Raw genomic sequence first — 11,452 nt, 5'->3', positions numbered from 1 at the left:
ACCAGCTGCTGGAGCGCGTCGCGCGCCTGTCCGGCGGCGAGCTCGTGCGCGCCATGAGCAGCCAGGAGCCGGCCCTGCTCAGGCTGTCCGGCGTGGAGCAGCCGGAGCGTGTCTGGCAGGCCGTGTGCGCGGCGGCGCTGGCGCTGCGGCTGGCGGAGCGGGCCGGCATGGCCCGCGAGGCGGAAGGCCTGCTGTGGCTGCCCATGAAAGCGGGCCTGCACTGCCGGCCTGGCGATCAGGCGGAGAGCGTGGACATTCCGGCGCTGCTGGCGTGCGCCGCGCCGGCACAGCAGCTGCTGGTGAGCGGCCGCCCCGAGCTGCCCGGCAGCGTGGCGCGCCGGGCGCGCTGGGGCACCTGCGTGCAGCTGGACATTCCAGGCCAGGGCCGCCTGCTGGCGACCGCGCTGGTCACGCTCGAGGCCGAAGCCGACGCCGCCGTGGCGGCACAGGCAGAGCGCCTGGTGCCGCTGTCGACGGGCACGGCGGAAAACGGCCCGGACCTGCCGGCCTGAGCCATCGCCCTTGCGCGGCCGGCCTCAGCTGACGCTGAGGTCATCCACCTTCTGGAAACCGCGCGGCAGCTTCTGGCCGCGACGGCCGCGCTCGCCCTGGTAGTGCTCCAGATCCTTCGCCGTCAGCGTCATGTGGCGGGCACCGGCATGCACGGTCAGCTTCTGGCCCGCCACCAGCGGCAGCACCCGCACCAGCACCTCGCCCTCGCTCGCCGACAGGTTCATGAGCTTGTTGCCCTTGCCCTTGGCCAGGCGCGGCAGCTCGGACACCGGGAACACCAGCAGGCGACCGCTGTTGCTGAGCACGGCGAGGCTGTCGGCGGCGGCATCGGCGACCTGCTCGGGCCGCAGCACCTCGGCACCGTCCGGAATGGTCAGGATCGCCTTGCCGTTGCGGTTGCCCGCCTCCAGGTCGCCCAGCGTGGCGATGAAGCCGTAGCCCGCCGATGTCGCCAGCAGCAGCGGCTGCGCGGCATCGCCCATGAGCACGGCCTGGAAGCGCGCGCCCGGCGGCGGATTGAGCTTGGTGGTCAGCGGCTCGCCCTGGCCGCGCGCGGACGGCAGGGTGTTCGCCGGCACGGAATAGCTGCGCCCGGCCGAGTCGAGGAAGTGCGCCGACTGGTTGCTCTTGCCTTCGGCCTTGGCCAGGAACTGGTCGCCGGCCTTGTACGACAGGCCGGCGGCGTCGATGTCATGGCCCTTGGCGGCGCGCACCCAGCCCTTGTCCGACAGCACCACGGTCACCGGCTCGGCCGGCGTCAGGTCGGACTCGCTGAGCGCGGCGGCATCACGGCGCTCCACCAGCGGCGAGCGGCGGTCATCGCCGTACTTCGCGGCATCGGCCTCGATCTCCTTCACCAGCAGCTTCTTCAGCAGGGCGTGCGAGCCCAGCGTTTTCTCCAGCTGGTCGCGCTCCTTCGCCAGCTCGTCCTGCTCGCCGCGGATGCGCATTTCCTCGAGCTTGGCGAGGTGACGCAGCTTGAGCTCGAGGATGGCCTCGGCCTGCAGGTCGGAGAGCCCGAAGCGCGCCATCAGCTCGGCCTTGGGTTCTTCCTCGTAGCGGATGATGGCGATGACTTCGTCGATGTTGAGGAAGGCGATCAGCAGGCCTTCGAGGATGTGCAGGCGCGCCAGCACCTTGTCGAGACGGTGCTGCAGGCGCCGGCGCACGGTCAGCGTGCGGAACTCCAGCCACTCGCCGAGGATGTCGCGCAGGCCCATGACGCGCGGACGGCCATCGAGCCCGATCACGTTCATGTTGACGCGGTAGCTCGACTCCAGGTCGGTGGTGGCGAACAGGTGCCCCATGAGCTGTTCGATATCGATGCGATTCGAGCGCGGCACGATCACCAGACGGGTCGGGTTCTCGTGGTCGGACTCGTCGCGCAGGTCGGCGACCCAGGGCAGCTTCTTGGCCTGCATCTGCTCGGCGATCTGCGCCAGCACCTTGGCGCCGGAGACCTGGTGCGGCAACGCCGTCACCACGATGTCGCCATCCTCGATCTCGTAGACCGCGCGCATGCGGAAGCCGCCGCGACCGGTGGCGTACATCTGGATCAGCTCGTGGCGCGGCGTGATGATCTCGGCCGCGGTGGCGAGATCCGGACCGGGCACGAACTCGCACAGCTCATCCAGCGAGATGCCGGGGTCCTGCAGCAGCGCCACGGTCGCTTTCGCGATCTCGCGCAGGTTGTGCGCCGGGATGTCGGTGGCCATGCCCACGGCGATGCCGGTGGTGCCGTTGAGCAGCAGATTGGGCAGGCGCGCCGGCAGCACGCAGGGCTCGTCGAGCGTGCCGTCGAAATTGGGCTGCCAGTCCACCGTGCCCTGCTCCAGCTCGGCCAGCAGGGTATCGGCGTAGGGTGACAGGCGCGCCTCGGTGTAACGCATGGCGGCGAAGGACTTGGGGTCGTCCGGCGAACCCCAGTTGCCCTGGCCGTCGACCAGCGGATAGCGGTAGCTGAACGGCTGCGCCATCAGCACCATGGCCTCGTAACAGGCCGAGTCGCCGTGCGGGTGGTACTTGCCGAGCACGTCGCCGACGGTGCGCGCCGACTTCTTGTGCTTGGCCGAGTTGCGCAGGCCCAGCTCGCTCATGGCGTAGACGATGCGGCGCTGCACCGGCTTCAGGCCGTCGCCGATGTGCGGCAGCGCGCGGTCCTTGATGACGTACATCGAGTAGTTGAGGTAGGCCTGTTCGGTATAGGTGCGCAGCGGGACCTGTTCGGTTCCCTCGCCGGCGGCGGGCAGCAGCGTATCGGTCATGAATCCAGCCTGTTTCCTGTCATCGCGCACGCGCTCTGAGCGTGCATTGTTGCTGGGCATCCGCCTCGGGACGCGGACAAGCCAGCGGGCATGGTAGACCATGCCGGCGGCAGGACGCGACCCCCGGCCGTCCGCCGGCGCTGGACAAGCGGCCACGGCCGGCGGAGCATCGGATGCCCGCCCCTCGAACGCACCGGAGCACCTCATGCCGGACACCACGTCACGCAGCAACCAGCCGCGCAGCAGCACCGCCCTGCTGTTCGCCCTCATCCTCGCCGCCGGCACCGCGCTCGGCGGCGCGCTGATCGCCGGCGCCATCCGCGATGCCCGCCACTTCGACCAGGCCGTGGAGGTCCGCGGACTCGCCGAGCAGGTGGTGAAATCGGATCAGGCCAGCTGGCAGCTCGGCTTCACCACCTTCGGCGCCGATGCCGCCGGCGCCAACAAGGCCTGGGCCGAGAAGGTCGCCGCGCTGGAGGCGCAGCTCAGGGCCGCCGGCTTCGCCGACAGCGAAATCCGCCGCCAGCCGCTGTCGCTGTTCGACAGCTACGGCAACGGCGGCAACCTGCCGCCGGCGAACCAGCGCTTCCGTGCCAACGGCGGCGTGCTGGTGGAGACCGCCGATGTCGACAAGGTGGATCAGGCCAGCCGCGCCACCGATGCCTTCGTGGCCGCCGGCGTGGTGCTGGACAACAGCTACGTGCGCTACTTCTTCACCGACCTCAACCGCATCAAGCCGGCCATGCTGAAGGCCGCCACCGCGAACGCGCGCGAGGCGGCGGACACCTTCGCCAAGGATTCGGGCGTCAAGGTCGGCGGCATCAAGAGCGCGACCCAGGGCCTGTTCTCGATCAGCTCGCCGGTGTCGGACTACGACGCCGAGTCATCGCTGATGAAGAAGGTGCGCGTGGTCACCCGGGTGCAGTTCTTCATCGAGTGATGCCAGCCCGCGCGCTGCGGGCTGGCAGGGACTCGCCATCCGCCCCGGCAGGATCGGGCGGATGGCGAAGAACGGACCTCAGACCCCGACGTCGGCCAGGTTGCCCTTGCTCTCGAGCCAGCTCTTGCGATCTCCGGCGCGCTTCTTCGCCAGCAGCATGTCCATGGTCTCGCGCGTCTGCTCGTCTTCGTCGAGCACGAGCTGGATGAGGCGGCGCGTGTCCACGGCCATGGTCGTCTCGCGCAGCTGCAGCGGATTCATCTCGCCCAGACCCTTGAAACGGGTGACCTGCGGCTTGCCGCGCTTGTGCTCGGCTTCCAGGCGATCGAGGATGCCCTGTTTCTCGGCCTCGTCGAGCGCGTAGAAGACCTGCTTGCCGAGGTCGATGCGGAACAGCGGCGGCATGGCGACGCAGACGTGGCCGTTGCGCACCAGCACCGGGAAGTGGCGCACGAACAGCGCGCACAGCAACGTGGCGATGTGCAGGCCGTCGGAGTCGGCGTCGGCGAGGATGCAGACCTTGCCGTAGCGCAGGCCGGAGAGGTCCTCGGAGCCCGGATCCACCCCCAGCGCGACGGCGATATCGTGGACTTCCTGCGAGGCCAGGATCTGGTCGCTGTCGACCTCCCAGGTGTTGAGGATCTTGCCGCGCAGCGGCATGACGGCCTGGAACTCGCGGTCGCGCGCCTGCTTGGCGGAGCCGCCGGCGGAGTCGCCCTCGACCAGGAACAGCTCGCTGCGGCTGATGTCGCTGCCCGAGCAGTCGGCCAGCTTGCCCGGCAGCGCCGGGCCGCTGGTGATCTTCTTGCGCGCCACCTGCTTGCTCTGCTTGAGGCGCCGCTGCGCCGAGCTGATCACCAGCTGCGCGAGCTGCTCGGCGACATCGGTGTGCTGGTTCAGGTACAGCGAGAAGGCATCTTTCACCACACCGGACACGAAGGCCGCCGACTCGCGCGACGACAGGCGCTCCTTGGTCTGGCCGGCGAACTGCGGGTCCTGCATCTTCAGCGACAGCACGAAGGCGCAACGGTCCCAGAGGTCCTCGGGCGCCAGCTTGATGCCGCGCGGCAGCAGGTTGCGGAACTCGCAGAACTCGCGCAGCGCCTCCAGCAGGCCGCTGCGCAGGCCGTTGACGTGGGTGCCACCCTGAATGGTCGGGATCAGGTTGACGTAGCTCTCCTGCGTCAGATCGCCGCCCTCCGGCAGCCACAGCACCGCCCAGTCCACCGCCTCCGACCTGGCCTCGAACTGGCCCAGGAAGGGCTGCTCGGGCAGGCGCGGCCACTCGCTGGTGGCCTCGGCCAGGTAGTCCTTCAGGCCATCCTGGTAATGCCATTCGACGGTCTCGCCGCTGGCCTTGTCCTCGAAGATCAGGCGCAGGCCGGGGCACAGCACCGCCTTGGCGCGCAGCACATGCTTGAGCTTGCTGAGCGAGACCTTGGGCGAGTCGAAATATTTCGGGTCCGGCAGGAAACGCACGATGGTGCCGGTGGCGCGCTTGCCGCATTCGCCGACCACCGCCAGCTCGCTGACCTTGTCGCCACCGGCGAAGGTCATGCGCCAGAGCTGCCCGTTGCGCTTCACCGTCACTTCCAGGAAGGACGACAGCGCGTTCACCACCGAGGCGCCGACACCATGCAGGCCGCCGGAGAACTTGTAGTTCTTGCCGGAGAACTTGCCGCCGGCGTGCAGGCGCGTGAGGATGAGCTCGATACCCGACACCCCGTGCTCGGGATGGATGTCCACCGGCATGCCGCGACCGTTGTCGCTGACCTCCACCGAACCGTCGGTGCCCAGTGTCACCCGCACCTCATCGGCGAAGCCGCCGAGGGCCTCGTCCACCGAGTTGTCGAGGATTTCCTGCACTAGGTGATTGGGCCGCGTGGTGTCGGTGTACATGCCCGGGCGCTTGCGCACCGGGTCAAGGCCGGACAGGACCTCGATGGATGCCGCGCTGTAGCCGCTCATTGGACATTCTCCGGTTCACGGTCTTCTTCTGTGTCGTTGCAGTCCGCCGGGGCGGACCAGGCCGATGGCGCATCCCAGGCGGAGTAATCGGGCCGCAGGCGCGGGTCGCGCGGCAGGCCGTGCGTCAGGCAGAGGCCCAGGCAGTCGCCGAGGAAACGGTTGACCAGCTGCTTCTCGTTGACGCGCCAGCCGGCCGGATGCGCGGCCGGCACCACAGCCGGAATGCGGCGCGCGCTCTGGAAACGCAGCACATCGGCCATGCGCGCGTCATGGTAGAGCCTGACCTCCATGTCCAGCTCCGGGCACCAGGGCATGGTGCGGGTGAGCTGGGCCAGGCGCCAGGTCTCGGTGTAGCGGGTGCGCTCGACCCGGGCCAGCTGCAGCACGGGGTGATCGGCCACAGCGGCCGCCGGCGCATCGGGATCGGCATCCCCCGGCAGCATCCACTCGAACTCCAGCGGCGCCACCGGCCCCAGCCGCTCGTGCACACCGGCGCCACGCAGCAGTTTCTGCAGGCGCGCGTAATTCCATTCGTACAGGGCATGCATGCCCGCCAGATCGACGGTGTAGCGCTGGAGCATCCGGATCAGTGCCCCCACTTCTGCTGCAGGCGGGCGCGGTTCAGGGCCAGCCATTGCAGGGCCAGGATGCAGGGCGCGTTGTTGATGCGGCCATTGCCGACCAGCTGCATGGCCTGGTTGAAGCTGATCACGTTGACGCGGATGTTCTCGCCCTCGTCAGGCACACCGTGCACGCCACCGGCGCGCGACAGGTCGGCCGGCGCGGCGTAGAGCGCGAAGCGCTCGTCCGAACCGCCGGCGCTGGGCATGAACTCGCAGACGAACTCGAGGTCCTCCTCGCGCAGGCTGACACCCGCCTCCTCCTGCGTCTCGCGCACGGCCACCGCCTCGCGCGACTCGCCCGGCTCGATCAGCCCGGCCACCACCTCGTACTGCCAGGGATGGGCATCGGCCAGGGCGCCGACACGGAACTGCTCGATCAGCAGCACGCGATCCGCCACGGCATCGTAGACCAGCACCCCGACCGCGGGCGGCCGCACGAACATCTCGCGATTGATCTCCGGGCCCATGCTGCCGTCGAACTGGCGGTGGCGCAGCCAGAACTTGTCGACACGGTAGAAGCCCTGGAACAGCGTCTGGCGCTCACGGATCTCGACGTCGTCGCGGGTGAAGTCGCCAGCGCTCATGATCACACCACCTTGTAGATTTCGGCGCCCTGACGGCGGAACTCGGCGGCCTTCTCGGCCATGCCGGCGGCCTGCTCGGCCGCACCGTCAGCGACCGGCGCCGCTGAGCCCTGCGCGGCATCGGTCGCCAGCTCGCCGGCTTCCAGCCTGTCAGCGTAGTCGCGCACGTCCTGGGTGATCTTCATGGAGCAGAACTTCGGTCCGCACATGGAGCAGAAGTGCGCGACCTTGTGGGCATCCTTGGGCAGCGTCTCGTCGTGGAACTCGCGCGCGGTGTCCGGGTCCAGCGCCAGGTTGAACTGGTCATCCCAGCGGAACTCGAAGCGCGCCTTGGACAGCGCGTTGTCACGCAGCTGCGCGCCCGGATGGCCCTTGGCGAGGTCGGCGGCGTGGGCAGCGATCTTGTAGGTGATGATGCCGTCCTTCACGTCCTTCTTGTTGGGCAGGCCGAGGTGTTCCTTGGGCGTGACGTAGCAGAGCATGGCGCAGCCGTACCAGCCGATCATGGCGGCGCCGATGCCGGAGGTGATGTGGTCGTAGCCGGGCGCGATGTCGGTGGTCAGCGGGCCGAGGGTGTAGAACGGCGCCTCGTCGCAGCACTCGAGCTGCTTCTCCATGTTTTCCTTGATCAGGTGCATGGGCACGTGGCCAGGGCCTTCGATCATGACCTGCACATCGTGCTTCCAGGCCACCTTGGTCAGCTCGCCCAGCGCTTCCAGCTCGCCGAACTGGGCGGCATCGTTGGCATCGGCGATGGAGCCGGGGCGCAGGCCGTCGCCGAGCGAGAACGACACGTCATAGGCCTTCATGATGTCGCAGATGTCATCGAAGTGCGTGTACAGGAAGTTCTCGCGGTGGTGCGCCAGGCACCACTTGGCCATGATCGAGCCGCCGCGCGAGACGATGCCGGTCATGCGCTTCGCGGTCAGCGGCACATGGCGCAGCAGCACGCCGGCGTGGATGGTGAAGTAGTCCACGCCCTGTTCGGCCTGCTCGATCAGGGTGTCACGGAACAGCTCCCAGGTCAGGTCCTCGGCGACACCGCCGACCTTTTCCAGAGCCTGGTAGATCGGCACCGTGCCGATCGGCACCGGCGAGTTGCGGATGATCCACTCGCGGGTCTCGTGAATGTTCTTGCCGGTGGACAGGTCCATGACCGTGTCTCCGCCCCAGCGGATGGCCCAGGTCATCTTCTCGACTTCCTCGTCGATCGACGAGCCCAGCGCCGAGTTGCCGATGTTGGCGTTGATCTTCACCAGGAAGTTGCGGCCGATGATCATCGGCTCCAGCTCCACGTGGTTGATGTTNTCTGGCCCGGATGCTGGTGGTGCAGCAGGCCGTGCGCGGCGCCGGCATCGGCCAGCGCCTCGCGGCGCAGGTTCTCGCGGATCGCCACGTATTCCATTTCCGGCGTGACGATGCCCTTGCGGGCGTAGTGCATCTGCGTCACGTTGGCACCGCCGGCGGCACGGCGCGGACGGCGCAGATGGCCGAAGCGCAGGTGCGCGGTGGCGATGTCGCGCTCGCGCTGCAGGCCGAAGGCCGACGACAGGCCGCCCAGCTGCTCGGTGTCGCCGCGCTCGCTGATCCAGGCCTCGCGCACGGCCGGCAGGCCCTGGCGGATGTCGATGCGCGCCGCCGGGTCGGTGTAGGGGCCGGAGGTGTCGTAGACCAGCACCGGCGCGTTCTTCTCGCCGCCGAAGCTGGTCGGCGTGTCGGCCAGGCTGATTTCTCGGTGCGGCACACGAATGTCAGGCCGCGAGCCGGTGACATAGACCTTGCGCGAGTTCGGCAAAGGCTGGATGGCGGCGGCATCGACCTGGGCGTGCTCGCTCAGGAAGGCGGTTTCTGGCGAATTCATGCGGATATCCTGCGACTGGCAAGGCAACGGCGTCATGCAGCCGTCATGCGGTCTGCCACTATATAGCGGGGGGGCTGGCGGGAACAACACGGCGTTGGTCTGGAGGCCGCCCGGAAAGCACCCCGGAACGACACCCTGATGACCCGGCCGCGCATGGCACAGATGATGCTTGCGCGGTACACGCCCAGCGCATAGTCTGCCGCACACGACCGTGCCCGCTGCATGCCGGCCAAAAACATACTGGCCCCACCTACCGGAGAGTCTCTTCCATGCGTCTGCGTTTCCTGCCGTTGTTCGCAGTCATGGCAGCCCTGCCCGCCCCGGCCTTCGCGCTGGACCTGCTCGCCGTGATCAAGCTCGCCGAACAGAACGACCCCAACCTCGCCGCCGTCCGCGCCACCCGACAGGCCGCCGAACTGGGCACCAGCATCACCCGGGCCGGCCTGCTGCCGCGCGTGGTGATCGGCGGCAGCATCAGCGAGAACACGCTGAAGCAGCAGAGCACCGGCAAGGCCGACTACGACAGCACGCAGTGGACCGCCAAGGCCACCCTGCCACTGTTCCGCTGGGACACCTGGCACCAGCACAAGGCCGCCAAGGCCCAGCGCTCGCAGGCCGAGGCCTCCGCCGACGACCAGCTGCAGGGGCGCTTCCTGAGCATCGCCGAAGCCTACTTCAATGTCCTGCGCGCCGCCGACAACCTGACCCTGGCACAGGCCCAGGAAGCCGGGCTGAACCGCCAGCGCGAACAGGCCGACGCCCGCTTCAAGGTCGGCCTCATCGCCGGCACCGACGTCATCGAAGCCGAAGCCCAGCGCGATGGCGCCGTGGCCCAGCGCCTGGGCTCGGAGATCGAGCTCAACAGCGCCCGCGAAACCCTGTACGCCGCTCTCGGCCAGCGCATCGGCAAGCTCGACCAGCTGCGCGACAGCCTGCCCACGCTGGCACCGGTGCCGGATGATGCCGAAGCCTGGGCCGACATGGCACGCACACGCAATCCGGCGCTGCTGGCCGCTCGCCACAACGCATCCGCCGCCGACAGCAACGTGCAGGTCCAGCGCGGCGCCTACCTGCCGCAGATCGACCTGTTCGCCAGCTACAGCGACCGCGACAACGGCTCCACCAGCAACCCGTCGATCAGCCTTTCCTCCGGCACCACGCAGACCGTGGGCATCGAGGCCAACTGGGAAGTCTTCGCCAGCGGCCGTACCGCGGCTTCGGTCAAGCAGGCCGGCTACCAGGCCGAAGCCGCGCGCCAGCAGGCGCGCGCCAGCGAGCACCAGGTGGTCAACAACGCCCGCACCGGCTTCCTCACCGTCAAGGCCGACAGCGCCCGCCTGCAGGCACGCCAGCGCGCCGAGGCCTCGGCGCAGCGCGCCTACGACGCGACCTCGGCCGGCTACTCGGTGGGCACGCGCAACATCGTCGACCTGCTGCTGTCCGAGACCAACCTCTACGGCGCCCGTCGCGACTACGCCAATGCCCGCTACGACTACGTCATCAACACGCTGCGCCTGCAGGCCGCGGTCGGCATGCTCGACGAGAACGCCATCCGCCAGGTCAACGGCTGGCTGACCGCCACGAAGCAGTAAGCGCATCCACGGCCTGATCCACGCCGTCCTGCCAGGGCGGCAGGATCAGGCCGAAGCGCGCGCGCAGCAGGCTGGTGTCCAGCCGGGAGTTGAGGGGGCGCCGCGCCGGTGACGGAAAATCCGCGCTGGCGACCGCAGCCACCTGCTCCGGCCCGGTGCGCAGCGGCAGGCCGGCCGCCTGTGCCCGCGCCAGCACATGGTGGGCATAGCCGAGACGCGAGACCTCGCCCGCCGCCGCCAGGTGGTAGCAGCCCGCCAGGCCGTCATCGGCACGATCCAGCACCTGCCGCAACACGCCGCACGTGACCTCCGCCACCAGCGCCGCCGTGGTCGGCGCACCGACCTGGTCCGAAACCACCGATAGCGGCTTTCCGTCCAGCGCCTGCCGCAGCACGGCATCCGCGAATCCGCCGGCACGCGGAGAACACACCCAGCTGGTGCGGAACAGGAGATGCCGCGCGCAGCCCTGATGCACCGCCCGCTCGCCGGCCAGCTTGCTGCGGCCGTAGGCATTGAGCGGCGCGGGGACATCAGCCTCCTGCCAGGGTCTCTCACCGCTGCCGTCGAAGACATAGTCCGTGGAGTAGTGCACCAGCCAGGCGCCCAGGCGCGCAGCCTCCTCGGCCAGAACGGCCGGCGCGACGGCATTGACGGCCATGGCCAGCTCGCCCTCGCGTTCGGCCAGATCCACCCGCGTATAAGCCGCCGCATTGACGATGACGCCCGGGCTCAGCGCGCGCACCACGGCCCGCAGGCCATCGATATCCGTCAGATCACCGCCGGCATCGGCCCGGCCGAGGGCGGTCACCCGGCCCAGGGCGGACAGGCATGGCGCCAGGGCCGTGCCGACCTGACCATCGCGGCCGAGCAGCAGGATGTTCACCGGGTCATGTCCGGCGCATCGCGGCCATTGGCGAGCAGCGGCTTGCAGGCTGCCAGCGGCAGACCGGCGCGGTCGCGCGCCGACAGCAGCGGCTCGGCAGCCAGCGGCCAGACGATGGCCAGTGCCGGATCATTCCAGCGCAGCACCTGCTCGGATGCCGGGTGGTAATGGGTGGTGACCTTGTAGAGCACGTCGGCCGGACCATCGAGCACCAGGAAGCCATG

General features: G+C 69.1%; 9 protein-coding genes and 1 pseudogene. 3 read left to right on the top strand and 7 right to left on the bottom strand.

Annotated elements, in window-relative coordinates; all coding sequences use genetic code 11:
- A partial coding sequence (locus tag C5O18_RS10320) for a hypothetical protein (RefSeq protein WP_158249248.1) occupies window positions 1–512 on the top strand: 512 nt, incomplete at its 5' end.
- Between the two features lie 24 nt (window positions 513–536).
- On the opposite strand, the gene parC is transcribed toward C5O18_RS10320, so the two are convergent.
- Entirely contained in the window at window positions 537–2,765 is a 2,229-nt protein-coding gene (gene parC, locus C5O18_RS02715) for a DNA topoisomerase IV subunit A (protein ID WP_420884464.1), read from the bottom strand.
- Between the two features lie 217 nt (window positions 2,766–2,982).
- Between parC and C5O18_RS02710 the strand changes: the two genes are divergently transcribed.
- Entirely contained in the window at window positions 2,983–3,717 is a 735-nt protein-coding gene (locus C5O18_RS02710) for an SIMPL domain-containing protein (protein WP_158249247.1), read from the top strand.
- A 78-nt stretch (window positions 3,718–3,795) separates the two neighbouring features.
- Here the strand turns inward: C5O18_RS02710 and parE are convergent, their stop codons facing one another.
- The 4 genes and pseudogenes from parE to thiC all read right to left on the bottom strand — a co-directional run bounded on the left by parE (window position 3,796) and on the right by thiC (window position 8,753).
- Window positions 3,796–5,685 carry a DNA topoisomerase IV subunit B gene (gene parE, locus C5O18_RS02705; protein ID WP_105191327.1) on the bottom strand — a complete coding sequence of 630 codons (1,890 nt, stop codon included), beginning with the start codon at window positions 5,683–5,685 and terminating at the stop codon, window positions 3,796–3,798.
- Window positions 5,682–6,266 (bottom strand): DUF1249 domain-containing protein, encoded by a 585-nt coding sequence (locus C5O18_RS02700; protein ID WP_158249246.1) that lies wholly within the window; start codon window positions 6,264–6,266, stop codon window positions 5,682–5,684. Before C5O18_RS02700 ends, parE begins: the two co-directional genes overlap by 4 nt.
- Window positions 6,267–6,271: 5 nt before the next feature.
- A complete protein-coding gene (locus tag C5O18_RS02695; RefSeq protein ID WP_105191325.1) occupies window positions 6,272–6,892 on the bottom strand; it encodes an NUDIX domain-containing protein in 621 nt (206 codons plus the stop codon).
- Between the two features lie 2 nt (window positions 6,893–6,894).
- Window positions 6,895–8,753: pseudogene (gene thiC, locus C5O18_RS02690) on the bottom strand (phosphomethylpyrimidine synthase ThiC).
- Window positions 8,754–9,022: 269 nt separating this feature from the next.
- Between thiC and C5O18_RS02685 the strand changes: the two are divergent.
- Window positions 9,023–10,345, top strand: coding sequence for a TolC family outer membrane protein (locus C5O18_RS02685; protein WP_105191324.1), 1,323 nt, complete (start codon window positions 9,023–9,025; stop codon window positions 10,343–10,345).
- On the opposite strand, the gene rfbD is transcribed toward C5O18_RS02685, so the two are convergent.
- Both rfbD and C5O18_RS02675 read right to left on the bottom strand, forming a co-directional pair.
- Window positions 10,314–11,228 (bottom strand): dTDP-4-dehydrorhamnose reductase, encoded by a 915-nt coding sequence (gene rfbD / locus C5O18_RS02680; RefSeq protein WP_105191323.1) that lies wholly within the window; start codon window positions 11,226–11,228, stop codon window positions 10,314–10,316. The genes C5O18_RS02685 and rfbD overlap by 32 nt on opposite strands.
- Window positions 11,225–11,452: dTDP-4-dehydrorhamnose 3,5-epimerase family protein (locus tag C5O18_RS02675; protein ID WP_146089181.1), on the bottom strand; the 228-nt coding region annotated here is incomplete at its 5' end. The genes rfbD and C5O18_RS02675, both read right to left, overlap by 4 nt.

This window comes from Amnimonas aquatica, from assembly GCF_002943415.1.
GTDB classification, from domain to species: Bacteria; Pseudomonadota; Gammaproteobacteria; order Pseudomonadales; family Moraxellaceae; genus Perlucidibaca; species Perlucidibaca aquatica_A.
The sequence above is the reverse complement of the archived record's forward strand: the minus strand, read 5'-3'. Positions and strand labels throughout refer to the sequence as shown.

Bases quoted from the DNA above. Each gene is read 5' to 3' on its own strand.
- C5O18_RS02710 (WP_158249247.1), top strand. From the start codon at position 2,983: ATGCCGGACACCACGTCACGCAGCAACCAGCCGCGCAGCAGCACCGCC.
- parE (WP_105191327.1), bottom strand. From the start codon at position 5,685: ATGAGCGGCTACAGCGCGGCATCCATCGAGGTCCTGTCCGGCCTTGAC.
- C5O18_RS02700 (WP_158249246.1), bottom strand. From the start codon at position 6,266: ATGCTCCAGCGCTACACCGTCGATCTGGCGGGCATGCATGCCCTGTAC.
- C5O18_RS02695 (WP_105191325.1), bottom strand. From the start codon at position 6,892: ATGAGCGCTGGCGACTTCACCCGCGACGACGTCGAGATCCGTGAGCGC.
- C5O18_RS02685 (WP_105191324.1), top strand. From the start codon at position 9,023: ATGCGTCTGCGTTTCCTGCCGTTGTTCGCAGTCATGGCAGCCCTGCCC.